This window comes from Candidatus Eremiobacterota bacterium (assembly GCA_031082125.1).
Lineage (GTDB): Bacteria > Vulcanimicrobiota > CADAWZ01 > CADAWZ01 > Ess09-12 > Ess09-12.
Genome location: JAVHLM010000018.1, coordinates 1 through 24,051, shown reverse-complemented (window position 1 = coordinate 24,051; position 24,051 = coordinate 1). Strand labels below are relative to the sequence as shown.

The 24,051-nt window shown below is 53.8% G+C and carries 21 protein-coding genes; 14 read left to right on the top strand and 7 right to left on the bottom strand.

Annotated elements, in window-relative coordinates; all coding sequences use genetic code 11:
• Together RDV48_18815 and RDV48_18810 are read left to right on the top strand one after the other, a co-directional pair.
• Window positions 1-686 (top strand): hypothetical protein (locus RDV48_18815; protein MDQ7824858.1); only part of this gene is annotated, 686 nt, incomplete at its 5' end.
• A gap of 87 nt (window positions 687-773) precedes the next feature.
• Window positions 774-3,077 carry a radical SAM protein gene (locus RDV48_18810; protein ID MDQ7824857.1) on the top strand — a complete coding sequence of 768 codons (2,304 nt, stop codon included), beginning with the start codon at window positions 774-776 and terminating at the stop codon, window positions 3,075-3,077.
• Between the two features lie 12 nt (window positions 3,078-3,089).
• Here RDV48_18810 and RDV48_18805 read toward each other — a convergent pair whose 3' ends face one another.
• The 3 genes from RDV48_18805 to rsgA all read right to left on the bottom strand — a co-directional run bounded on the left by RDV48_18805 (window position 3,090) and on the right by rsgA (window position 6,873).
• Entirely contained in the window at window positions 3,090-4,322 is a 1,233-nt protein-coding gene (locus RDV48_18805; GenBank protein ID MDQ7824856.1) for an NAD(P)/FAD-dependent oxidoreductase, read from the bottom strand.
• Between the two features lie 37 nt (window positions 4,323-4,359).
• Window positions 4,360-5,928, bottom strand: coding sequence for an NAD(P)-binding protein (locus RDV48_18800; GenBank protein ID MDQ7824855.1), 1,569 nt, complete (start codon window positions 5,926-5,928; stop codon window positions 4,360-4,362).
• 126 nt (window positions 5,929-6,054) lie between these two features.
• A complete protein-coding gene (rsgA, locus tag RDV48_18795) occupies window positions 6,055-6,873 on the bottom strand; it encodes a ribosome small subunit-dependent GTPase A (protein ID MDQ7824854.1) in 819 nt (272 codons plus the stop codon).
• Window positions 6,874-7,210: 337 nt separating this feature from the next.
• On the opposite strand from rsgA, the gene RDV48_18790 reads away from it, so the two are divergent.
• Window positions 7,211-8,032 carry a hypothetical protein gene (locus RDV48_18790; protein MDQ7824853.1) on the top strand — a complete coding sequence of 274 codons (822 nt, stop codon included), beginning with the start codon at window positions 7,211-7,213 and terminating at the stop codon, window positions 8,030-8,032.
• Window positions 8,033-8,043: 11 nt separating this feature from the next.
• Here the strand turns inward: RDV48_18790 and RDV48_18785 are convergent, their stop codons facing one another.
• The 3 genes from RDV48_18785 to RDV48_18775 all read right to left on the bottom strand — a co-directional run bounded on the left by RDV48_18785 (window position 8,044) and on the right by RDV48_18775 (window position 11,241).
• Window positions 8,044-8,985 (bottom strand): FAD:protein FMN transferase, encoded by a 942-nt coding sequence (locus RDV48_18785; GenBank protein MDQ7824852.1) that lies wholly within the window; start codon window positions 8,983-8,985, stop codon window positions 8,044-8,046.
• A gap of 131 nt (window positions 8,986-9,116) precedes the next feature.
• The gene (locus RDV48_18780; protein MDQ7824851.1) at window positions 9,117-9,560 is read right to left on the bottom strand and encodes a hypothetical protein; all 444 of its coding nucleotides are present in this window, start codon (window positions 9,558-9,560) and stop codon (window positions 9,117-9,119) included.
• Window positions 9,561-9,795: 235 nt separating this feature from the next.
• The gene (locus RDV48_18775; protein ID MDQ7824850.1) at window positions 9,796-11,241 is read right to left on the bottom strand and encodes a cellulase family glycosylhydrolase; all 1,446 of its coding nucleotides are present in this window, start codon (window positions 11,239-11,241) and stop codon (window positions 9,796-9,798) included.
• Between the two features lie 571 nt (window positions 11,242-11,812).
• Here RDV48_18775 and RDV48_18770 point away from each other — a divergent pair.
• From RDV48_18770 to RDV48_18750, 5 genes are all read left to right on the top strand, one after another.
• Entirely contained in the window at window positions 11,813-13,456 is a 1,644-nt protein-coding gene (locus RDV48_18770) for a hypothetical protein (protein MDQ7824849.1), read from the top strand.
• A 36-nt stretch (window positions 13,457-13,492) separates the two neighbouring features.
• Window positions 13,493-13,651 (top strand): hypothetical protein, encoded by a 159-nt coding sequence (locus tag RDV48_18765; GenBank protein ID MDQ7824848.1) that lies wholly within the window; start codon window positions 13,493-13,495, stop codon window positions 13,649-13,651.
• A 125-nt stretch (window positions 13,652-13,776) separates the two neighbouring features.
• A complete protein-coding gene (locus RDV48_18760) occupies window positions 13,777-14,109 on the top strand; it encodes a nucleotidyltransferase domain-containing protein (protein MDQ7824847.1) in 333 nt (110 codons plus the stop codon).
• Window positions 14,106-14,486 carry a HEPN domain-containing protein gene (locus tag RDV48_18755; protein MDQ7824846.1) on the top strand — a complete coding sequence of 127 codons (381 nt, stop codon included), beginning with the start codon at window positions 14,106-14,108 and terminating at the stop codon, window positions 14,484-14,486. Before RDV48_18760 ends, RDV48_18755 begins: the two co-directional genes overlap by 4 nt.
• A 12-nt stretch (window positions 14,487-14,498) precedes the next feature.
• Window positions 14,499-14,891, top strand: coding sequence for a hypothetical protein (locus RDV48_18750; GenBank protein MDQ7824845.1), 393 nt, complete (start codon window positions 14,499-14,501; stop codon window positions 14,889-14,891).
• Window positions 14,892-14,906: 15 nt separating this feature from the next.
• Here the strand turns inward: RDV48_18750 and RDV48_18745 are convergent, their stop codons facing one another.
• Window positions 14,907-16,025, bottom strand: a complete 1,119-nt coding sequence (locus RDV48_18745; protein ID MDQ7824844.1) for an HNH endonuclease signature motif containing protein — start codon at window positions 16,023-16,025, stop codon at window positions 14,907-14,909.
• A gap of 108 nt (window positions 16,026-16,133) precedes the next feature.
• Here RDV48_18745 and RDV48_18740 point away from each other — a divergent pair, with 108 nt between their 5' ends.
• The 6 genes from RDV48_18740 to RDV48_18715 all read left to right on the top strand — a co-directional run.
• The gene (locus tag RDV48_18740; protein ID MDQ7824843.1) at window positions 16,134-17,693 is read left to right on the top strand and encodes a serine hydrolase; all 1,560 of its coding nucleotides are present in this window, start codon (window positions 16,134-16,136) and stop codon (window positions 17,691-17,693) included.
• A 249-nt stretch (window positions 17,694-17,942) separates the two neighbouring features.
• Window positions 17,943-18,962, top strand: a complete 1,020-nt coding sequence (locus RDV48_18735) for a hypothetical protein (protein ID MDQ7824842.1) — start codon at window positions 17,943-17,945, stop codon at window positions 18,960-18,962.
• Window positions 18,963-19,128: 166 nt separating this feature from the next.
• Window positions 19,129-20,136: a hypothetical protein gene (locus RDV48_18730; GenBank protein MDQ7824841.1), complete on the top strand. Its 1,008-nt coding sequence runs from the start codon at window positions 19,129-19,131 to the stop codon at window positions 20,134-20,136.
• A 172-nt stretch (window positions 20,137-20,308) separates the two neighbouring features.
• Entirely contained in the window at window positions 20,309-21,763 is a 1,455-nt protein-coding gene (locus RDV48_18725) for a hypothetical protein (GenBank protein ID MDQ7824840.1), read from the top strand.
• A 48-nt stretch (window positions 21,764-21,811) separates the two neighbouring features.
• Entirely contained in the window at window positions 21,812-22,945 is a 1,134-nt protein-coding gene (locus tag RDV48_18720; GenBank protein MDQ7824839.1) for a DUF362 domain-containing protein, read from the top strand.
• 158 nt (window positions 22,946-23,103) lie between these two features.
• Window positions 23,104-24,051, top strand: a 948-nt coding sequence (locus RDV48_18715; GenBank protein MDQ7824838.1) for an ATP-grasp domain-containing protein, incomplete at its 3' end; no start/stop codon positions are given.

The following is a 24,051-nucleotide window of genomic DNA, read 5'->3' as shown; positions in this document are numbered from 1 at the left end:
TCGGCCCCGACATCAAGGCGATTGGCCCCGACATCAAAGCGATAGGCCCTGATATAAAGCTGATAGGTCCCGAGGTGCATGCAATAGGCCCGGATATCAAAGCGATTGGCCCTGACATCAAAATCATAGGTCCTGATATCAAGGCGATAGGCCCCGACATCAAAGCAATAGGCCCTGACATCAAGGCGATCGGCCCTGACATCAAAATTATCGGCCCCGACATCAAGGCGATTGGCCCCGACATCAAAGCGATAGGCCCTGATATCAAAGCGATAGGCCCTGACATCAAAATTATCGGCCCTGACATCAAGGCGATTGGCCCCGACATAAAAATTATCGGCCCTGACATCAAGGCAATAGGCCCTGACATCAAGGCGATAGGCCCTGACATCAAGCTGATAGGCCCGATAATCAAGGCCATAGGACCTGATGTAAAGCCTTTTGGTCCCGGTGTCATAGCCCATGGGCCTCATAAGGAGCCTTTTGATCCCGGTGTTGAGCCGCTGGATCCAGACATAAAGCCTTCAGGGCGCGGCTTTAAGCCAATAGATCCGGACTTGAAGCCCATCGGCCCCAACATGCAGATTGAGGGCCCCGCCGTAAAAGCTCATGGTCCAGGCAAAAAGGAGCCCATTCAGAAGTATTTTGAAAATGGGGCTGTCGAGGACTACCTGTCAGACGATTAGAGCACAGGTTTCACTGGCTTCGAAAGACAATGCCATACCGACAGGTATGGCATTGTCAATAATTCCCGATACCCCAGAGGTGCCCCCTTGAGTTACCAGTGGCTTATCAAGGAGTATTATCCCGATCCCAGGCCCCATGCAGCCGCCATGCTCACTACAAGGAAGTGCAACTTCGAGTGCAGATCGTGCTGCTTCAAGTCAGGGCCCCGCGTCACCGGAAACATGTCCAGGGCTGACATGGCCCGGTATCTTGGGGAAATCACCAAGACATCAGTGAAAGTGATCTCCTTTACCGGAGGCGAATCTACGCTCTTCCCTGATGAGCTTGACTTCGGCATCGGGAGAGCGCGTGAGCTTGGCTTTATCACGAGGCTTGTCACAAACGGGTGGTGGGCAAGGAGCAGGGAGAAGGCTGCCAGCTACATGGCGCACCTCAGGAGCCAGGGACTTGATGAATTGGACATCTCCTATGATGAGTTTCATAAGAGTTATCTTCCCGTTGAAGCAATACAACATATCCTTGATGCAGGCAGGGACATGGATTTCCGGAATATCTGCATCGCCATCGTCACGAACCCCAACTCATCCTTTCAAGCCAGCGAAGTGCTTGAAAAGCTTGCCGTCAATACCGATCCCGCACTGCGCGCGATGTTGGAGGCCCGCAGGCTCTCTCTCTCTGTATCAGGCCTGGCAAATACCGGGAGGGCCTCATCGATAAGGAATATCAAGTACTGGGATGAAGGGTCCCTGCTGAGAGGCTGCTCCAATTTTCTCAACTCAATTGCCATTAATCCCAATGGGGATCTCATCACCTGCTGCGGCGGGTTTCTGGACATCCCCGCCCTCCGCATCGGCAATCTTCACGAAGAGGACATTGTCTCCATATTCAGGCGGTCATCAAGGAATCCCCTGTGGAAGCTCATATTTTATGAAGGCCCTGTAGCGACAGCCCGTTTCATTGAGCGCCTGGAGCCGCAGTGGAAGCTGAAAGATCGCTTTCAGAACCAGTGCGAGGCCTGCGCCGCTCTTCTCAGCGCGCAGGGGCGGCGTTACCTCCACAAATACCTCCCTGAGCTGAGAGAAATGGCAACTATGCGCCACAAGCGCATAAAGACCATGTTCGGAGTCATGGATTATATGACTGAGAGGTGTGCCTCGTCCCACTGCCTGTCCTGCGGAGCCGCGGAAACAATAGACGGAGTGTGCTGCAGCACCTGCAGAAGCAGGATAAGAGAGCGGATCGCACTTGCAGAGGAAACGGGAGCCCCGTGCCATTCACGCGAATCCGATGAAAAATTCAGCCTCGTGAAGCTTCTTCTCGTAGGGATCCACAGTCTTGCCCGGCATGGGAGGAAGGGCAGCGATTTCAATGAGGCCCTGGCTCATCTCCTGAGGGATTTCGCCTTCAATGCCACCCTTGAGATGAAAGAGGCTGCCGACCATGAAGCCAGCCTTGCCCTTAACATAGAAAAAAAACTTGTGGTGAACAACGAAAAGAGCGAGGCTTATTTTCAGTATCTTGCCCTTATGAAAGAAAGGCTCACCGCTCTTATCTCATCGCTCAGGGCGCTCGAGCGCTCACTGGACCCGCCTGGCGGCAAAGGAGAGGCCCCCGGAGATTTCTTGATGAAAGCCCTGGAGGAAAGCTACAGGATTTTCGATATTGAGAGGAAAATGGAGCATTTCCCCGGGAAGGATATGGATTCAGCGGCCAGGACCCTTCAGCCATTCGAGGACCGGCCTTTTCAGTATTACAGGACCCTTATTTTAAGCCTTCCCCACGATCTCGTGAAACGGTCCTATCTGACAGAGAGCTGCCTCTGCTGCGGCAAAAGCATCACCTCTGTAAGGCTTCTCTGCAGGGAATGCTTTTCTCAGGGCACCAGGGGCAAAGATAAGCGGAGCCGTCTCCCCCGCTCATTTCCCTCGAGACCCTTGCCATCGGATCGATTCCTTTGCTGTGAGGCTCTCTTGAGAAAGCTCGTGGAAGAAAACCGGGAAAAGAGTCTCATCACACCGCAGCGCGAAGCTGCTCTTCAGGCGATGAGCAAATGGCAAGAGGATGCATTGAAGGCGTATTCAGTGCTCAAAGCGAAAAAGATGAGTCCGGGGAAAGGAATGGCGGCAAGGCATCTCGAGCTTGCCGCTGCCTCGGAGAAAGCCTTTATCTCCTTTGTCGAATCCATGACAGATCTTGGAGGAGACGATTATGCCGTGAAAAATACAAAGCTGCTGAGAGCCCTGGTATTTCTTGAGCGCTCAGAAATATACTCTCAGCATGCTGAAAGGCTCTTCTACCGTGAGGAATTCTCGGCTCGCGGTGGAGTCAGCTTCTTTCCTTCTTATTTCGGGCCCCGGGAAAGAAGCTCAACCGGGAGTGCTCTCCCATGAAAGGCCCTCTCCTCATTCTGCCGCACGCCTTCCTGCCACACGGCCCGAGGACCAGGCCCACTGCAGGTTGAACCCGCCGCAGTCACCGTCAATGTCAATGATTTCCCCGGCGAAAAAGAGCCCCGGAACATGCTTTGACTGAAGCGTCGCTGCGTCAATGTCCCTTGTGTCGATACCGCCCGCAGTGACCTGGGCGTGGGTCCATGAAGGCGAGCCGGTGACGGGGAAGCGCCAGTCCTGAAGAAGTGACGAGAGCCTTTCCAGATCGCCGGTGCCGAGATCTGCTCCTGGTTTTTCGGGGTGCCGGCACCCTGCCGAGCTCAGCACCGCGCCGATAAGCCTCTTGTTGATAAATCCCACCAGGGCGAAGCTCAGGCTTTTATTACGGCATCTGCCGAGACGGGCCGACAGATAGTTTCGCAGGTCACCGGGGCTCATTTCGGGCACAAGATTCACTGCAGCCTGAACTTTTCTCCCCTCCCGGACTCCCGAAAGCGCGGCGCGGCTTACTGCAAGAACCGGAGGGCCCGACAGGCCATACTCGGTAAAGAGAATCTCGCCCGAATCAGAAGCTACAGGCTTTTCATCGGCATATATAAGGACCTTCCCCTCCCATTTCACCCCGTGGACATGGTTTAAAAAGGGGGCTTCAAGCTTTAACGGCACAAGGGCAGGGAAAGGTGTCACAATACGGTGTCCCATCTTTTCGGCAAGAGGATAGCCGAGGCCTGGGGAGCTCAATGCCGGCGTTGCTTTGCCCCCTGCAGCCAGGATCACTTTTGCCGCAAGGTGGCGGGAGCCGTCCTGGCAGGTAAGGATGAAGTGCCCTCCTGTTTTTTCCAGGGCTGTCACAGGAGCATCGCACCTCACCTGCACTTCCAATGCCTCAAGCTCGTGGCGCAGCACGTCCAGGACACTTGAGGCCTGATCTGACCTTGGGAAGACCTTGCCCCTTTCCTCCACTTTGCAGGTGATGCCAAGCGATTCAAAAAGCTCCAGGGTCTCGGCAGCGCTGAAAAGGCTGAGGGCGGAAGCGGCAAAACCTGGATGGCCACCATGATAACAGGCACTCTGTGCGTTGACGTTCGTGAGATTGCAGCGGCCGTTGCCCGTTGCAAGGAGCTTTCTGCCTATCCGCGGGTTCTTTTCCCAGATAACTGCCCTGGCGCCTGCACCGGCCGCCGTGAGAGCCGCCATGATCCCGGAAGCCCCGCCGCCGATGATAGCTATGTCTTTTTGAGCCATTGTGCTTACCTCGCAATCCAGCCGCGCATTTTCGGGGCTACGCCGGTGAATACTTCATGATGATTGCCTCGGCGGCCTTGATACCATCCACCGCTGCGGAGACGATCCCGCCCGCATAACCGGCTCCCTCGCCGCAGGGATAAAGGCCGCCCGTGCTTGATTCAAAGCTGCTGCCCCGCAGTATCCTTACCGGTGAAGATGAGCGGGTTTCCACTCCGGTAAGGATGGCGTCGCGGGAGGCAAAGCCCCTGAGCTTCCTGTTGAAGGCGGCAAGACCTTCCCGCATAGTCTCAATTACATAAGGAGGCAGGCATTCCTGCAGGCTTGTAAGCCTTATTCCCGGGCTATAGGTTGGAGTGACCGAGCCCAGCGCGTGGCTTTCCCTGCCTTCCAGAAAGTCACCGGCAAGCTGAGCGGGAGCCCGGTAACCGCCCTGCCCCTGCTCGTATGCCCGCTGCTCGTAACGGCGCTGAAAATCCACGCCGGCAAGGGGATGGCTTCCACCGAAATCATCGGGAGTCACGCCCACCAGCAGGGCGCTGTTGGCATTTTCTCCTCCCCTTGAAGATTCGCTCATCCCGTTGGTCACCACTCCGTGAGCTTCGGAAGATGCCGCGATCACGAACCCCCCGGGGCACATGCAGAAAGTGTAAAGCGAACGCCCGGAGGCATGGTGGTATGCAAACTTGTATTCGGCGGGGGGAAGGGCAGGATGATATGCCCACTTCCCATACTGGGCGGCGTCGATGAGGCTCTGGCGGTGCTCGATGCGCACCCCGAGAGAGAAGGGCTTGGGAGCGAGCTCTACTCCTCGGCGGTGGAGGAGCGAGAACATGTCCCTCGCGCTGTGCCCGGGGGCCACGATGGCCACCGCTGTCTCGAGCGTCTCGCCGCTCCCTGTGATGACGCCCGCCAGCTTGTGGTCCTTAATCACCAGGTCGGCGGCCCTGCAGCGGAACCTCACCGTTCCGCCTAGGGCTTCTATCTTTTTCCTGAGGCCCACCACCACCTTCTTCAGCAAGTCGGTACCGATATGGGGCCTGTAAGAGAACAGGATCTCCTCCGGGGCGCCGCAGAATACCAGCTCCTGCAATACTTTGCGGCACCTTATGTCCCGTATCATCGTGGTGAGCTTGCCGTCAGAAAAAGTGCCCGCCCCTCCTTCTCCAAACTGCACGTTGCATTCCGGATCAAGCTCCCCTCTCTCCCAGAAGCGCCGCACATTGAGGGCGCGCTCGGGCACCGCCGGCCCTCTTTCAAGCAGCAGGGGCCTGTATCCGCTTTCCGCAAGAAGGAGGGCGGCAAAGAGCCCTGCAGGCCCCGCGCCTATGACGACGGGCCTCCCTTCGAGGGGCGTTTCACCGGGCTCAGGGCAGCTATAGGCACCACGGGGAGAAGGAGCTATATCCTTATCCCCGCATGTTTTTAAAAAGCTCTCCTCATCTTTCAGCACCGCGTCAAGGGTATAGACAAAGCTGATGCCGCTTTTCTTCCTTGCGTCGATGGACTGGCGGTATATATGAAAGCTCTGCAGCTCCCCGCGCGGGAGGCCCAGTTTTTTGAGGAGCGCCTCCTCCAGGTCGGCAGGCCCTCCCAAGAGGGCCATTCTTATTCCCGATATTCTCAGCATACCCTGTATTCTAGCACAAGGCCTCAAGGCTTTCAATGGGTCCCCTCCCGGCGGATTGTCCGGATGAGGGTCCTTGGAACCGGGCCATGGGTGGAGAGCTGGTCAAAACAGGATCCTGTCAGTTATTTCCCCCAGCATTCTCAGGTATGATTCGTACCGGTCCTTCGATATGGCCCCCTCTTCCAACGCTTCCCTGACGCCGCATTCCGGCTCCTCCCGGTGAATGCAGTCGTTGAAGCGGCATCTCCTGACGAAGTACCCGAATTCAGGGAAGCACCGCCCAATCTCAGCGGGAGCCACGCCATGGAGGGGAGCGAGCTTGAGGCCGGGGAGGTCGAAGATGGCCGTTCCATCGGGGAACCTGTAAAGGATAACAGAAGTGGTGGTATGGGTGCCCTTCATAGTCGAGGAGCTTACCTCGCGCACCAGGGGCCTGTCGGTGATGCCGGGCTCCATCGCATTCAGAAGAGAGCTCTTCCCCACGCCTGAATGGCCTGCCAGCATGGAACTCCTGCCTCTGAGCATGTCCCTGAGAAGATCAATGCCCTCGCAGGTGACCGTAGAGGCAAGGAGGCCATAGTAACCCAGGGAACGGTAGAGGGAGAGCGTCTTTTCACCATCGGCCCTGTGCGGGAGTAAATCGGTCTTGTTCAGGACAATTATGGGCTCAATCCCTTCCAGGGCCGACATGACGAGAAAACGGTCAATCAGGCCTGTTTTAAGAGGGGGAAGAATGAATGAGGAGACAATGACGATATGCTCCACCTTTTCAGAGATGATGCGGGCCAGTGACTCCCTCCTGCGGCCGTCGCCAGAGGGGGACCGGTGGTGCATTTTGGCCTCCTGCGCCTTTCTCCGCAGTTCCTTTTCCCTGAAGTAATGCTTGATGCCCTGTAACTGTTTTCTTGATAACTCTTTCATTTCTGCTCCTTTTAAATAAAAATGGCGGGAACTTTTTTCCGCACCATGGAGCAGCCAGAAGACAGTGGTATCTTTCGGCGTCTCCTATGGCGGGATGCTGTTTACTGCCGTGACACGTGCCATAGGGACACCTCCTTTCCGAAATCTGTGATTCACCTTGACTCAAGTGTAACCCCGGGGGCATGCTTAAGTCAACAATATGACTAAATCTTAACAAATGGAAAAGGGCGAGGGGTGATGAAAGATATTTCTCCGGCCTGCGACAGGAGAGAGCGGCCGGGAATTGAAAAGAGAAATTGAGAGTGTTCACAGGAAGAAGAAAGCGGGTGGAGAGATTATGAAGGGAATGGTGGTTTTTTGTAGCTTCTTGGTGATGATTACCCTCATGGGGAGCGGTGAGTGCAGGGAGGGCTCAGGGCCTCTCGTGCTCACTGCCAGGCTGGATAAAGAGGCTTACCGTGCCAGTGAACCCATTTCTGTGTCGGTGGAGGTCAAAAACATGACGGGTAAGGCGCTCTGGCTGGTAAAAGCCCAGGATGGCTCTGAAAGAAAGATACGCTATCCTTACTGCCTTTTCGAGGTTAAGAACGCGGGGGGGCAGGAGATGAAAATGAGGTCACCTGTTGACAAGACAGTGGCCCCCCTTGAGCCTGAAGCTTTTTTCGAGATAAAGCCAGGCGCGACGGAAAAGCTTTTTGAGAAGCCTTACCCTCTCAGCGGGCACATGATCCTCGGGCCGGGCTCCTACTCACTGGTGGTCCGCTATTCCACGGAAGCCCAGAAGGAATCCCAGTGGTACGGCCTTTATTCCGACGATTACTGGGACGGCGAGAGAAGAGGGAACGAGTTCTGGAAAAAGCGCGAAGGCGCCATGAAAAGGAACAGGGACCTGCTCGCAAAGGTCCCTTCGCTCACCGTTGCTTCAAAGGAGGTCAGATTCACCGTGACTGCACCAAAAACCACGTCCCGGGAGGAGGCGCTTGCAATTGCCGAGGGAGTCTGCCGGGAAAAGGGCTGGAAATGGGTGAAGCCCCACGCCAATGACAACCAGCTCTGGTGGGATGTGACGACGGGTTTCGGCAGCCTGGGGAACAATGCCTTTATCCGCATCGAGAAAAGCACGGGGAAAGTCCTGGACCACCACATGACAGGCCCTTGATGCCCCTGTCCTCATAGAATTTCAAGCTTTTTCCCTATTCCCGGCGTGGATAAAATCCCTTCCTTGGTAATAAAGACGCCTTCGCAGCCAAATGCTTTGAGCACCGGCATCCCTTTATCAGGGCCCAGTATAAAGGCTGTGGTGGAGAGCATGTCGGTCAATGCTGCGCTCCTGGATATTACGGTGGCGCTCTGGCAATGTGACACAGGGTGCCCCGTGGCGGGATCAAGCAGATGGTGGTACCACACGCCATTCTTTATGAAGTAATTCTCATAGTCTCCCGAGGTGGCCACGGCCTCATCTTCCAGGGAAAGGACAGCCATCAGCTCTTCCTGGTTCCGGGGATTGAGGATCCCGATTCTCCATGGCTCCTGGCGCATGGTTCTGCCGATCACCCTGATATTTCTTCCGCCATTTACCATTGCCTGCCCAATTCCTTTTTTAATGAAGAAATCACAGGCATCATCAACGGCAAAGCCTTTCACCACTCCCGAAAGGTCTATCCGGATCCCCGGCTTTTTCTCTATCCTGTCGTCGGTGAGGGTGATAGTGCGATATCCGATGGTTTTAAGAACACGCTTTATCTCCTGGTCCTCAGGGATTCTGGGATCGGGAGCGCTGAAATCCCAGAGCTTTACAAGGGGGCCCACCGTGATGTCGAAAGCGCCATGGGATATCCTGGAGATTGACAGGCACACCTTGAGCATCCGGAAGAGCTCCCGCGAGGCTTTGAAAGGGCGCCTGCTCCTGTTGAGCCGGCTCAGGGTGCTCGCGGGATCGAAGAAATTATACCTTTTCTCATATCTTTTGAAGATCTTGAAGCCTTTCTCAAGCAAATCCCTGGTGGCATCACCGTCATCGCCGGCAAGGCTTATCTCGATGAAGGTGTGCATCATGTCCCGTGTGTCTTTCATGAGGTGAGGATCTTTGTTGAGAGTGAGTGGAATTCCCATATGACCGTCCTTACTGGCAATGAGCGCATAAAATTGGCCACCCTTTTCGAGTAGCCAATTTCAATCCTGCATCAAGAATTTTCGCCCTGTTATGTGGGCTCCAGCATATATTTACCTTGTGAAAAAGGGGATTAGCCCTTCTTTGACGCCCCCGTTGCGCCGTCAACTCCCTTGGCGCCCTGGGTGGCCTTCTGCTTCTGCTCATCCAGTTTCTTCTCTACAGTATCTTCCACGTTCTTGCGGGTGCCGTCATCCTGCTTTTCAGCGCCTTCGGGCTTCGCCCCGGCTTCCGCTTCGGCCCCCTCCTTGGCGCCATCTTCTTCCTTGAGCTCCTTCATCACCGCGTCGATGATCTTCTTTACATCCTCGTTATCGATCTCTTCTTCCTGTTTCGCCTCATCGCTCACTTCGACCTTGTCCTTGCCCTGCTGCTGCCCGGCCTCGGGAGCCTCCTTGGTTTCCTGCTTCTTTTCCGCGCTCTTCTCCTTTTTCAGCTCCTGGATCTTCTGATCGACGATTCCCTCGAGGCGCTTGTCCTGTCCTATGCCACCGATTCCACCTATTGCATCTGCCATTTTATATTCGTCTCCTTTCATGATGAACCGCGATATTCACCCTTTACAGGTATATAACGCTAAAAAGGTCTTTGGTAAAGAGGTTTTTCTGTAAACAATATGTTAAATTATGTAACATCAGCGAGGCAGTGAATCCAAAGGCGATCCCTATGCTGTTTTTGTGCAATACCTCCCCGTTCGCCTCCAGGGAATGCAGGCGGCAAGTGTGGTTTAAACCGGCTTTTCAATGGCTTGCTTAATACCGCTGAAGCAGATCAAGCATCCTGCGGTCCAGCTTGTGGCCCTCGAACTCCTCGTAGGTGACGTCGTCGCGGCCGCTGTCCAGTATGCCGAAGCTGCCCCGGAAGTTCCACAGCGCCCAGCCCCAGGAAGCCTTTTTCCAGTTGGTGAGGCAGTCTTTCATCCAGCGGAGCGTCACGTCGTGGGGTGTCCTGCTGAAAGCGCCCCATTCGCCGACGAAGACACCGATGCCCATGGCCTCGGCTTCCTTCCAGGGCATGATGCATTTCTGCCACAGCCACTGGCGGTCCTCGATATTCTGGACTTTGAAGGGCCCTTCCGGTGCCCCGGGACACCAGGTAATGGCTTCCGGCTTTCTGCCCCAGGTGCTGGTAAAGGCTAACACATCCTCACTTGAACCTGCCTGTTTAAGGCCCATCTCGCCTGCCAGAAGCCAGTCACCCTCAGCAAGGTGCACGATCACCTGCCTGGTGCGGGCGGGGATTGCAGCCGTGTAGTCGCGGTCGAAGAAGTTCTGGAAAATCATAAACTCAGAGAGATAATAGGACTTCTTCCATTCTCCCTCTCCCGGGCCGCACTGGAATTCCTTGTCCAAGACCACCTTGCCATCGGCCTCTACCACGAGCTTGGCAAAATAGGAGACAACCTGTACGTGCAGGCGAAGCTCCGTGGCTTTCCTGAAGGGACCCTCGATTACCATGGGCACTGCCCATTCCTTCTTCATTGGCCCGTAGAGGTAGCCGGGGGCCTCGACGCGCGGCCAGGAAGGACGGGCAAACCGCTCGCCCCCGACCCAGCTCGCCTGGTAGTGGCTGATTTCCAGGGGGGTATAGCCGCGGGTGGCCTGGGCGATACCTGCATCATTGAGTATCGGCACCGGCTCGGTGCCCCACCGGACGCCGTCAGCAATGATCAGCCGGTTCGGGTCCTCGGCGCGGATGGCCGCAACGAGTCTGCGCACGACGGCAGTATATTTCTTGTGATCGATGGCCCCCGGCTCATTAATAAGGTTGAAGCTGACGCGCTCGCTTGGGATGCCCCTGTAGCGCCGCGCGAACATGGCCCAATGGAGGGCGCACACTCGCTGGGCTTCATTGTCGGTCCAGAGGTCACGGGCCTCTGGCGGCTTGGCCACGGTGTAGCCGGGGGCGCGATGGAAGTTGAGGCAGACATGGATGCCATACTGGCGCCCCCACTCGATAGCCTGGTCGATCTCCCTGAGGGTGGCCTCGTCGAACTGCTCCCAATCGCCGTCCCTGATCCAGCAGCGGTAATCCATAGGCAGCCGGACGAAGTTGAAGCCCAGTTTTGCGATAAGCCGGAAGTCCTCCTCGAGAAAGGGCTTACGCTCGTTGCCCAGGGAAAACTTCTCCAGAAGGTTGAAGCCGCGCCAGCGGGGCAGCTTGTTCACCGTGGCGGGAAGCCACCTGTGCCTTTTCACTGTCTCTGCCGATACCTTTCCGGGGAGCACAATGCAAAAGAGGCAGAGCAGGAAACACAGGCACCACTTCACTCTGGCAATTGAAAAATGGTGCTGCAGTAAGCGTGTGCGGCGTCCTTGAGATGCAGGCCGCCAGAGAATCCGGGCCGGCCTCACTTTCGGGATTCCCCGGCTGAAGGAGAGTAAATAGTTTTCCATGGCTTAAAACAGTATACCATATAATTTGATGACCGTTAACTGTCCAGGTCTTTCTTTCATTCGCCAGTGACAGAGTGCGGCCGCAGGAGGAATCATTATCTCAGCCGCACCTGTGATTGCTGTTCTATAGTAATGCGCATTATAAATTGCAGTATCATAGTTACCAGAGTTAAGTATCCATGCTCATTTGGCAATTTAGAATGCTGCAATTACTTATGCTCTGGAGTATAAGAGGGTTTCCGAGGTCAAGATTGAAGTTTTATAACAAACGCTCAAGGGCGGAGAAGCCTGCCGAACTGTGAGGATGGGAAGATAATCCCCTTATGGATTAAAATGCCTGGATTCAGGACCGGTGAAATGTGAGAGTGCCACGATGAATGAAGCATTACAAAAGAGGGAATCATTCTGGTTCCTATTTTTTATCACATTGATGCTCCTCGTCTCCTGTATCCCCTATGTATCAGGCATCATGCGCTCCACTGAAAATGTTCGTTTCATGGGAATCGTTCATAACCTGGACGATCAGGTTGGATATCTTGCTCTCATGCGCCAGGCTCATGAGGGGAAAATGCTTTTTACAAATCTTTACACCGCTGAGCACTTTGAGGCACTGATTTTTAATCCATTCTTCATCCTGATGGGTTTCCTCAGCCGCATCTTCGATCCCGTCCTGGTCTATCATGGCGCGAGAATAGTGTTCGGTTTCTCATCCCTGTGGCTTATTTACCTGTTGGTCCGCCGTGTAACCTCCGATCAGAGGGAAAGGTGGCTGGCTTTTATTCTGTCAACAATGGCAGGCGGGATTTTCTGGATTATCTGGATGGTCCGGAATTTACCGGAATTTGGAGCTAAACAGTCTCTGTTGAATTTTTTTTCGCACTCGACATCGGTATTTATGGAACTCATGTCTGCTGAGGCCTATACTTTCTTCTCTTTGTGGTGCATGCCCCATCTCCTGGTTGCGCTGACATTGCAGTTGGGAGTATCTCTGATCTATATCCGCTACCTGGAAACCGGTAAATCAGTTTTCCTTATTGCTTCGGCATTATTGTGCAATCTGCTTGGGACTGTGCATTACTATAACGTGGTGACGCTTTATATTGTCTTATTCTTCTATAATGTTTTTCTTGTTTTGACCAAACGCCTCGCTTTGAAAAAGGCGGCAGGAGATCTGCTCACCTTCGCACTCATTTCAATTCCTCCTCTCATTTATGGAATGTGGATCGTCCTGTCCCATCCGGAATATTTAGCCTGGATGCCTCGTCTGAAGACCCCACCCTTCCATCAGTTACTTGCGGCATATGGAATTCTCTCCATCTTTGCCTTCTGGTATCTCTTTCGTTTCGTGCGCAGCCGCATGTGGCAGAATGCAGACTGGACAACTCTTTTCATAGTGGCCTGGCTTATCGGGCAGATTGCTGCACTCTATTTGCCTTTTCGCCAGCAGCATCGCTTTATCCAGGGATTTCAGATTCCACTTGGAATCATGGCGGGAATTGCTCTTTCCCGGTATCTCATGGCTGCCGTCATCCCGAAATCAAGATTCGCAGCCTATGCTATGGCTGGTTTTCTAGTGACAGTGGCTTTATTTCCAGGCTTCCTGAGGATGGGCATCTCAATCAACTCTCTGGACCCTCATACTACCAATGCCTTCTTGCATGTCGATGAAATAAGAGCTATGGATTGGCTGGAGAAGCAACGCCCGCAGGGAGTAGTACTGGCATCTCGTGAGCATGGCTTATGGCTGCCTGCAATAGCGGGATGCCGCGTCTATCAGGGACATTGGTGCCTCACACTCTATTCACAGGAGAAATATCTTGAATACCTGAGCTTCATTCAGAGCATAAATGAGGGAAAAGAGGAACAGGCAAGGCAGTTTCTCGGTAAGTGGCATCTCTCCCATATTTTTCTTCTGAGAGCACAGGTGAGTGGGGCTGCCGCGGATAGGATAGGTCTCAAGGAGATATACGGGAATGAGAAGATTGTTATCTATGAAACCCTGAGGACAGATCAGTGATGACCATCCTTTTTCCAGGAGATGAAGTAAACGGCAGTGCTCCAGGAGGGCGAAAGCAAGATTCTGATACTCTCAAAAGTGCTCTATGTGCACTACATCGGAAAAGAGCAGATCACCGGGCTTTTTCTTGCCGTGAAAGGAACCGGGTCCTCGACGGCCATCGAAAAAGAGTTCCCCCTGCCTCTCACACAATAACGTGTAAAGGGAAGATACACCTTTTCATCTATTCGCCCGTGAAGGAATGGCAGCCATAGATTGAATCACCAGCAATACTGTGATAAAATACTAAGAGGAGAGATCCTGATCACAGGGGGTAGGAAATGATTGAGCAGAGGAATTACAGTGAAATCGCCGAGGCTTTTAAAGAGACGCTTTTAGAAATCTATGGGGAAAACCTCAAGAAAGTGATTCTCTTTGGCTCAATAGCCAATGGGACCCAGACAGGCGAGTCAGACATGGATCTCCTGGTCATACTGGAGCACCTGGAGAGCATTGAAAAGGAATCAGAGAGAATCCTTGATGCGGCACTCTCACTGGAGAACTCCCAGAATATCCCCTTTATCATAAGCGCGCTCCCAATGGCGGAAAATGATTACCTTAACAGGGAGACTCCCCTTATCCTCAGTGTAAAGAGAGAGGGGGTAAAGATATGAAAAGCGGGATCCAGCAGCTTATCATCAAGGCGGAGCGAAGCCTTGATGCCGCCAGGGCGCTTTTCGACAGGGGAGACTATGATTTTGCCTCATCCCGTGCCTATTTCTCCACCTTTTATATGGCCGCAGCATGCCACCTCTCGGCAGGGAGGTCCTATTCACAGCACTCGGGCGTCATTTCAGGCTTCAATCAGCATTTCGTAAAAACCGGGATTATTACACCAGCCTCTTTCAGGATTCTGAGAAATGCCTTCAACTATAGAAATATAGGCGATTACGAAATACTGGCATCGCTCTCCCACGGGCCCGTTGAGAAATTGATAAGAGATGCGGAGTACTTTCTTGAAGAAACCCGCCGTCACCTTACCTCCTGCTGAGACGATTACGGCATATGCTGCTTCTCTATACCCAGGAAAGGCTTCTGCAGGCTCTGCTTCGATGATTGTAAACTCGATGGCACGGTTCTCGCGATAAGTCACGATAAGAACCTTTACTGTGTTGATGCAAAGACCGGTAAGAAGAGATGGGGCTTCACCATGGAGCGGGGCTCCTCATCGACGCCCGTTCTCGGGCCCGACGGCACGGTCTTCGCATCCCGCCTTGACGGGAAACTCTTCGCTGTTGACAGCAGGGTGTACGCTTTCAAACAGGGAACTGCCCGGGAAGCCCTCAAAAAAGTGGCAGACGAGGCTCAGGAGAGCCCTGTTCCCCTCCCGCCGGGCATCACCCAGGGCGACGGCTTTGTGGATATCAACGGCATCAGGCTGGATGTGAAGAAATAGAATCCCTTCCGGTATTTATTTCATCAGCTCCTTACAGGCTTTATGGATTGAGTTAATCCTGTCATCATATTTACTTACTATCTTTTCAATAATCTTTTCCCTGTTTTGCAACATTTCCTTGCGGATCTCCTCGTACCGCTCCAGTTGATAGCGTGCTTCCATATGCTCCCTGAAAGCCTTATCGATTTCGGCGCCGCTCATCCCTTTGTACTCGGCGCTTGACCGCACAAGGTTTATGCCCGGAGCTTTTGTGACCCAGGTATCATAGACTGATTCAGGTGTCTGGTCTGTCCCGGGGCCGCGGTGGCTTTTATAAACGATGTAGACATTTTCTCCGGCTTTGGGAATGACAAAGGCATCGCGTACCGTTACCATGTGCTTGTGAGCCTGCTTGAAGAAATCCACTACTCCTATCAGCCTGCTGGCAGCCTCAGGCAGAAAATCTTTCAGCCGGGTCACAAAATCCCATAATTCATCCTTAAAGTCATCGGTCTTGGTCTTGTCGTATACCAGGGATTTTTTGCCCCCTGTGAGAGGGGTATCCAGCATCCCTGTAAATGCCAGAATGTCTTTCATCATATACTGTTCCAGGTCAACGGTAGGGCCCGGACCGACGAGAGATACCCTCTTTTCATCAAGAGCTTTTATCATTATGTCGTCGGGAATGTTTTTGAAGAGCAAGGGCTTGTAGGTCTTCAAGACCGTGATAAGCTCCTTGTATTTCCCCGGGGGAGGGGCCCCTGACAGCTTTGCGATGAGGGCTGAAAAGTGTTTACCCATGGTGTTTTTAGGATCGTAGGCATGCATTGCCACCAGATATTTTCCTGTGCGGCCTAAGATAGCTACGCTATCTTTATTTGCAGCATCCCTTGCATATACCGCCTCGTCTCCCGCTGGAAATGGCTGAAGAGAGGCTCCGCGCATCACGGTGGCTTTGAAGCCTTTCTGATAAACAAGGAAGGGATTGCTGTCTGAAGTGGCGCCAAAGATAAAAATGAGGTCATGGGGAGCTTTCCCCTTGATAGCAAAGGTCATGAGATTGTGCAGAATGTTCAGGTGATGAGCTTCGCAAAGCGTGATGAGATTCCAGGGATCATCGGTGCCGCCCTGGGAGCGCCTGATTATGTGGTGCACATGGAGATTGCGCCGGCAGCGGCATTCCGGGAGGGGTCTTTGAAACTTAATTGAATTACCCTTACTATACCCATAAGGTATCTTAAATGTTTCAGGAAGAGGTGGATAATGAAAAAGAGACTTGTAATTCTTTTATTGGTTTTTATTCTGCAGGCAGGGATAGCCTTTGCTCAGGAAAAGGTCACAAAACCAGCCGATGAGGAGCTAAAGAAAATACTGGCTGATTTTGATCAGTATGCATCCAAGGCCAGGGCCGACTGGAAGATCCCGGGGATGGCGATTGGAATTGTCCAGGATGGCAGGCTTGTCTTTGCAAAAGGGTACGGCGTAAAAAAATTAGGCGGCAGTGATCCCGTTACCGAGAACACAATTTTCCAGATAGGCTCGACCACCAAGGCTTTTACCTCGACTTTGGCCGCGATGCTCGTGGATGAAGGAAAGTATAAGTGGGATGACAAAGTTGTCGAGCACCTGCCGGACTTCATGATGTATGATCCCTGGGTGACCAGGGAGTTTCAGATTGTGGATCTGATGTCACAGCACAGCGGCATGCCGGGGTATGCCGCCGATACGCTTTATTTCCTGGGTTTTGACCGCCAGTATATAAGGCAGGCTGTCCGCAACATAAAGCCGGTGACAAGCTTCCGCGCAAAATTTGCTTATCAGAACGGCCTGTGGCTTGTGGCATCTGAGCTGATCGAAAAATACAGCGGCATGTCCTGGGAACAGGCTCTCAAAGAGCGAATTTTTGAACCTCTGGGAATGTCAGATTCCTCGGCTGATATGCAGTCTTTTCTTAATGCCAGAGATGTCTCATCCTTGCATGCGGCTCAGGGTGACAATGTAACAGCGTTACCTGAAAACAGGGATTTTCTTGACTGGAGCTATACCGCCGGGCCTGCGGGCGCCATCAACTCAAATATTGTGGATATGGCGAAGTGGCTGACTTTTCAAATCAACAACGGCAAAGTAGGCGGTAAACAACTGGTCTCAGAGAAGAACATGGAAGTGCTCCATTCGCCAAAAACCATCATTGGATTGGGTGGCAAGGTCCATAAAAATATCTTTTACTGTATGGGCTGGATCTATCAGGAGTATTCGCCCTGCCCGATCATCTGGCATAATGGCGGCACTTCCATGAAAACCATGGTGGCCTATGTCCCGGAGCAAAAAATAGGCATAGTGATACTTTCAAACTATGTGACCACTCTGCCTGAACTGCTGGCCTATCGGTTTATTGATCAGTATGCCGGCAAGCCAGCCAGGGATTTGAGCGCTGAAGCCCTGGCTGAATCAGAAAAAGCGAAGAAAGAGGCAAAAGTCTTGAATCCTGTCGCGCCAAAGAACCCTGTCGCGGCGATGCCGCTTGAGAAGTATGCCGGATATTATTCCAATGAGGTATACGGCAAGATTAAAATCGCTGTTGATGAAGGTAAATTGACTTTGGTGATAGGGCCCAGGAATATGAAACTGCCTCTCGTCCATTGGAATGCAAATATCTTTGCGGTGCACTGGCCGGCATATGATTCCGATACTGAATCAAGCTTTGCGCTCTTTCAGATTGATCCCCACGGAAGAGTTACTGGTGTTACCATTGATTCTCTGAATCAGGGTGATGATCTTGGCGTTTTCAAGCGGGTGGGAGATGCGCCTTTGAAAGGAAAGTGATTTCCCTGCGCACTCCAGGAAAAGTACCGCATATATTTTTCTATGTTTCCATATTGGAAAAAGGAATTTACATTCTATTCATAAATGCGGACTATGTTAACAAATGATGTCTTGAAGATCCATTGGGGAGGGAAGGTATAATAGTATCAGGGCCATACCCAAAACCTGCCTGCTGATAAAAGCGCTCTCCCTGGCGGGAGCGGCGATGGGAAAAAGATGGTTGAGTGCAGGATAGAAAGGAAATAAGTTATGGCAGCGGAGCAGAATGAAGTGAAGCCTGTAGACTGGAGCAGCGGACTCAATCAGGCAGCGGAAGCTTCTTCATCCCTGAGCACTCAACGCTCATCGAGCGCGCTGGAGCCTGCAAAGAGCCCATCGCAGGTGAATGCGTCGGGGCAGGGAGAGAAAGCCTCATATTCATCTGCCCCCGAGCAGGACAGAGCGAGTTTCTCGAGAGAGTCTGACGGGCGCGACGCCCGTGGTGAGCAGGCCGGGGCTTCAGGAATGAACGACCAGTTCAAGAACACCTGGAGCAAGATGGTCACCCTCAACGACTTCATTGGCAAGATCGGGCAAAGTAATAATAATCAGAGCATGGAGCAGTTCAATTCTCTTGCACAGAACGCCATAAGCGCTTTCGGCGGCATGCTTGACAGCTTCAAGAAGCAGCTCGACGGGATGAACGGCGTCACCCCACCCAATGTCAATCCGCCGAACGTGAATCCGCCAGACGTCAACCCCCCTGACGGGTCCATTAATCCCGGCCCACGTCCGAATAATAATACCTATGAGGTTGCCGGCCTCGGCGAGAACAAGAAGAATGTCCTCAATGCCCTCAATGCGGAGGGAGCAACAAGAGAAGAACAGGCGCTCATCATGTCCATGGGTATGCTTGAGACACAGCGCATGGACCCGTCGGAGCGGGACGGAAGCAAAGACGGGAGCGGGCTTGCGAAAAACTTCAGCGCTTTCAACGCAAATGCAGATCTTCTCAAACGACTGGGAGTTCCCGAGAGCAGGCTCAATTCACTCAATTCCACTGAAGGCAATGCCGAAGTGGCCAGGACGCTCCTCAAGGGGATCCGCGAAAAAGGGGCGGACTGGGTCCTCAACTTCCAGCGGGCCGGCGCCGCGTCTCTGACAGATCCTGCCGCATACGGCCAGGATAAATACCGCAATGTCATCCGCTCCATGCAGAAAGACATGCTCGCTGACCCGTCCCTCCTCACTGACAACAGGAGACTGGCCTATTCACTTGAAGGCGTCTGACCGCGAATCCCCGGCACAGCGCTTTTTTAACTCTGGCCCCAGGCGGCGCTCTTTCACCAAAGGTTAACAATTTGTTAACCTGGGCCTCTTTCTATTGACACCGTAAATATGCCATAATTATCATGGTGAGATAGAGCCATAAATTCTCCGGAAGGGTCCAGCCGCCATGGATATCCGAAACCTGGGCCGGAATATCGCCGGTATCCCCGGGAAGATTAAGGAATACGCGAAGGCAGGTCCTGACAAGAAGCAGGATCTTGAAGAGTCATCGACGCCCATGGCATCGTCGGAGGGAACCATTGCCTCCGTACCCCGCGACATCCACGAAAAGGCTCCGGCTCCTGTTGAAGAGCAGCACCTTCCTCTCTCATTCGCTGACCGAATAAGCCTCACGAGCGGCAAGAAGCAGGTCGCAGAGGCATATTATCAGGTGGGCCGTGAACTGGCAAAACGAGTCACCGGTGACGCGGATCACTTCAGATATGAGGGCGTAGGGCTGACAAACCTTGATGAGGCAGCTTCCCTGTGGTCTCTGCAGGCGAAGCATGGAGATGTTGCCACCACGCTCAGGAGCGTTCCCGTAACCGTCACCGCGATGGCCCTGGGTGCCCTTAACAACGTGCCCATAGAAGGAGCGAAGGTAGAGGGAGGCAGGTTGGTTGAGACCCACGCCAGCGGCCACAATCTCAACCCCTTGCTCAACATCGCTTCCCTCGTGGCTGCCGGGGTCTCCTTCGCAATGGTGCCCGGCTTTGCTCCCCTGGCCCTTGCTGCCCCTCTGCTCACCGCGGCGGTCCTCGCGGTGCAGCGCTTCGGAAGCACCAATGCCCCTGTCCACGAAATGACCCATGGCATTCAGTTTCTGCTGGCGGGTGACCTGCTCAACCGCGGCATGATAGACGAGAGCGACTTTGTGGCCATCCAGAACGACACGAATGCCATAGGCTATCTCTGGGGAGGGGAGACCGAGAAGGCTGCCCGCGCTTCAGAGACAACGGGCGATATCAAGCCTGTCTTTGATGTAATCAGGAAACGCGTCGCTGAGCGTCTCGAGGAGCGTTACTCCATGGGCGCACAGCCCGTCATCGAGCAGGCGAATAAACTGCTCGACGGCCACCAGGATTGGATGACCCGCGAGCTGGCGGGCCGCCTGCCCGCACCTCCCAGTTCCTGACGGCTGCCACAGTCAATGAGTCAGCGGAGCCATGGTTACAGAAAAACGGCAGTTTTTTACAGACAGTCTTTCTCTGTGAGTGCCCCCTTTTACAATATCACCATAGAAAGGCACAGCACAAAATAAGGTGAGCCCGCTGCATAAGGCATCACCATTCAGGGAGGAATCCAAAATGGACAGAATCTCACCGAAGAGCGGGAATTTCACCCCCGGTGCTCAGGGAACCCGGGGCACATCTGAAATGTCTGACGGAGCTCCTGATGCCTTCACTGACAGGTTCGTCCCGTCGCAGGGGAATCCTGATATTGCTCCTGGCAGCACTTTGATAAGGAATGCAGCCGGTTTTCATCCGGTCACTGCCGGGGAAAGCAGTGGGCTGAGCGATGCCGAGGCTTTGTACAGCCATTTTCTGAAAGGGGAGTCGGGGGCAACGGTCGAGCACCTGGCTTACCTGGACAGGGGAATCGATCTGTCACCCTATAAGAATCAGATATCATCGTACCCGTCACGGCTTTATCTCACTCCCCAGGCGGTCCATGATGATGCCCCGCTCTACCCGGCTCTGGGCGAGATGCCGAAAATCGATGAGAAGGCCCTGGAGTTCCTCCATCCAGAGATAACCAATGCCTGCGTCTGCATCGGCACGTGGGAGAACGGGAAAATGCATGCACGCTGGCTGGGCCGCAATGCCACTGAGCCCGTCCAGATGTGGAGCTCCACCAAGATTATTCCCATGGCGAACGCCGTGGTGAAGGCCAACCAGGGATCGCCCTCGACCGTCATGGAGCACTGTGTGGTCCAATCTTCCGGGCGGCCTTCAGGGAGGCCGGTGATAGAGGACCCGGGAGAGAACAGTTACATAGTGATCCATCCCGAGTCTGATGCGCTGGAGAAGGAAAAGCCCGGCGGCGCGCAGGGGAGAGCCCAGGACCCCATAACGGTGCCGGCAGCCTTTGATGCAATCGTGAGCTACCGGAAGGGCGGTTCCATGTCCAACACGCTTGCCCGTATGTTCAAGCAGTTCGATACCCCTGAGGGCCTCGAGGGCTGGATGCGCAGGGCCACGGGCAACACACGCTCCGAATTCCGCGGCGGGTATGGAGAAGCGCCTTACTTCAGCCGCCCGGCCATGCTTGATACTTCAACGAATAAAACGGTGCTGAAGGCTTCCGGAGCCGATCACAAGGGGAACAACTTCGTTTCAGCCTACGACCTGAGCCGGCTCATGACATTGCTCAGCTGGCACCCGCACCTGGGGGCCAGGGAGCAGCTTCCCCTTATCAGGCAGAACGGCGTCGATACGCTGGTCCGGGCCCTGGGGACCGATTCGGCGCGCTTCGCCGACGTGGCCATTGATGCGCTGGGCATGAAGGACCGGGTCAGGGACCCTGTGATCATTTCAAAGCTGGGATTCGGGCTGAGCGATATCAGGAAGCAGTATGAGGAGGTCTATGCCTCATACATTCAGTTCACCGACGGCCAGACAGGGCGCCCTTGCCAGGTTTCCATCACGCTGAGGGGAGCCAAGCCGCCGTCCACCCCCCGGGCCGCCATGGAGCTTGATGCAAGGATGGCAACGCAGGTCGCGCTTATTCTGCAGCGCCTCCTGGATGGAAGCCTTCATTGAGAATGAGGCCGGGCCCTTTCGAAAAGAATACGCTTGCGGAGGAGCGCGATGAAAAAATTCTGCTGCGGCATGGTTCCTGTGCTTATAGCTCTCCTTTTCCCGGGCTTCCTTTTTTCTTCCGGACAGGTATGGCCTGAAGCGGAAAAGCCTGCCGGCTCCCAGTCCCCCCGGGTAGTCCACATTCATGACACCAGGGCGACCAGCTGGGATTACAGGACGGGGTGGTACGGCGACTACGTCGACCAGGACGTGGTGAACGCGATGATGGATCGCGGGATAGCGGAGCTCACCGGCAAGGGGAGCGCCGCCGATGCCTGGCGGGCCATCATCCCCGCTTACAGGCCGGGCCAGAAGATCGCCATCAAGGTCAATTTTAACAACGCTATCTACGGGAGCAGCGGCCAGGTCATAGATGCCATCCCTCAGCCTGTCAATGCCGTCGTCAAGGGGCTCAAAGAGAGAGGGGTCAGGGAGGATGACATATGGGTCTATGACGTGACGCACGGCTGGCATATCGGCGAGATACCGGAGCGCTTCATGAAAAAGATATCTCCCCTTTACCCCGGCGTGCAGTTCCATTCCAACGATAACCTTCATACAGTGGCCCTTGGCTACAGCGATACCGAGCGAGTCCATTTCAACGTCCCTCCCGGAAGGTCGATCCCTGACCGAAGGATATGCAACGCCCTTGTGAAGGCAACGTACCTGATCAATATGCCTATCATAAAGAAGCACCGGATGGCCGGCGTCTCCCTCAGCTTCAAGAACCACTTCGGCTCTATCGAGGGAAATGACGAGATCCACTGGTCGGTGACCCTTGACGATCCCCTTTATCTCCCCGGTTACAGCGGCCTGGTGGATCTTTACCGCAATCATAATATCAGGGACAAGACAGTGCTGATCATCGGCGAAGGACTCTACGGCGCCCGGATTAACAACTACACCGAGGTGCCGAGCCCATGGCCCACCTTCGGCAACAGGTCGCCGAACAGCCTCTTTTTCTCACAGGACCCTGTGGCGGTCGATTCAGTCATGTATGATTTCCTTGAGGCTGAGGGCGGCCTCCCGAAAGGCTCCGACAACTACCTGAAGCTTGCCGGGAAGAGCGGCCTTGGGATATTCGAGCACCGCGACGCTTCCGGCGCTTACAGGAAAATAGATTACCGCCGTATCGAAGAGTAATCTGCTGTCTCCACGATGGGATAAAATGTCTTTTATCCCTTATGGCATAGGATTTAAAAGTGTCGGCTTGACAATTTAAATGATAGGAGTTAATATATTCAGTGTAATTTAATGGGCGACTGATTACATGTTGAGCTCAAGACAAGGCAAGGTGAATTATGAACTGTATATTCCTCTCCCCCCATTTTCCCCCGCATTTCTATCTCTTCTGCGCGAGCCTGAAGAAACTGGGCGCCAACGTGCTCGGAATAGCAGATTCGCCCTACGAGGGGCTGAGCCAGGAGCTTAAGGACTCCCTGACAGAATATTACAGGGTTGACAATATGGAAGACTATGACCAGCTGCTGCGGGCTGCCGGCTTCTACACCCATAAATACGGAAAGATTGACCGCGTGAACTCTCACAATGAGCATTGGCTTGAAACCGAGGCCCGGCTCAGAACAGACTTCAACATACACGGCATAAAGCTGGATACAATCCAGGATATCAAGCTGAAGTCCCGGATGAAGAAGAAATTCATCGAAGCCGGCGTGCCCGTGGCCAGGGGCAGGGTGGTCACCGATGCCGCGGGGGCGGTGGAATTTGCTAAAGAGGTCGGTTTCCCGATTATTGCCAAGCCCGATAATGGTGTCGGCGCTTCCAATACGGCAAAGCTCAGCGATGAAAAGGAGGTTCTGGACTTTTTCGCTTCCGCTCCCCGGCAGGATTTTTTCGCCGAGGAATTCATCGACGGCGAGATAGTAACCTTCGATGGCCTTACCGACAGGGAGGGAAAGCCGCTCTTTTACACTTCCCATACCTACAGGGGCATGGCGGAAGCGCTGAGAAACAATGACCATATCTACTATTATTCTCTCCGCGAGATTCCCGAGGACCTTGTCGAAGCCGGGCTGAAAGCGGTCAAAATATTTGATGTGAGAGAGATTTTCTTCCACATAGAATTTTTCAGAAAGAACGATGACGGGGGGCTCATCGCGCTGGAAGTGAACATGCGCCCCCCCGGCGGTTTCACCACCGACATGATCGATTATGCCAACGACATGGATGTCTACTGTGTATTCCAGCCAATTCGATCACTCATTCCAGACGATCCCGATCAGGGATTC

Coding starts and splice junctions, on each gene's coding strand:
- RDV48_18805 (MDQ7824856.1), bottom strand. CDS start 4,322: ATGGCTCAAAAAGACATAGCTATCATCGGCGGCGGGGCTTCCGGGATC.
- RDV48_18800 (MDQ7824855.1), bottom strand. CDS start 5,928: ATGGCCCTCTTGGGAGGGCCTGCCGACCTGGAGGAGGCGCTCCTCAAA.
- rsgA (MDQ7824854.1), bottom strand. CDS start 6,873: ATGAAAGAGTTATCAAGAAAACAGTTACAGGGCATCAAGCATTACTTC.
- RDV48_18790 (MDQ7824853.1), top strand. CDS start 7,211: ATGAAGGGAATGGTGGTTTTTTGTAGCTTCTTGGTGATGATTACCCTC.
- RDV48_18785 (MDQ7824852.1), bottom strand. CDS start 8,985: ATGGGAATTCCACTCACTCTCAACAAAGATCCTCACCTCATGAAAGAC.
- RDV48_18780 (MDQ7824851.1), bottom strand. CDS start 9,560: ATGGCAGATGCAATAGGTGGAATCGGTGGCATAGGACAGGACAAGCGC.
- RDV48_18770 (MDQ7824849.1), top strand. CDS start 11,813: ATGAATGAAGCATTACAAAAGAGGGAATCATTCTGGTTCCTATTTTTT.
- RDV48_18760 (MDQ7824847.1), top strand. CDS start 13,777: ATGATTGAGCAGAGGAATTACAGTGAAATCGCCGAGGCTTTTAAAGAG.
- RDV48_18755 (MDQ7824846.1), top strand. CDS start 14,106: ATGAAAAGCGGGATCCAGCAGCTTATCATCAAGGCGGAGCGAAGCCTT.
- RDV48_18740 (MDQ7824843.1), top strand. CDS start 16,134: ATGAAAAAGAGACTTGTAATTCTTTTATTGGTTTTTATTCTGCAGGCA.
- RDV48_18735 (MDQ7824842.1), top strand. CDS start 17,943: ATGGCAGCGGAGCAGAATGAAGTGAAGCCTGTAGACTGGAGCAGCGGA.
- RDV48_18730 (MDQ7824841.1), top strand. CDS start 19,129: ATGGATATCCGAAACCTGGGCCGGAATATCGCCGGTATCCCCGGGAAG.
- RDV48_18725 (MDQ7824840.1), top strand. CDS start 20,309: ATGGACAGAATCTCACCGAAGAGCGGGAATTTCACCCCCGGTGCTCAG.
- RDV48_18720 (MDQ7824839.1), top strand. CDS start 21,812: ATGAAAAAATTCTGCTGCGGCATGGTTCCTGTGCTTATAGCTCTCCTT.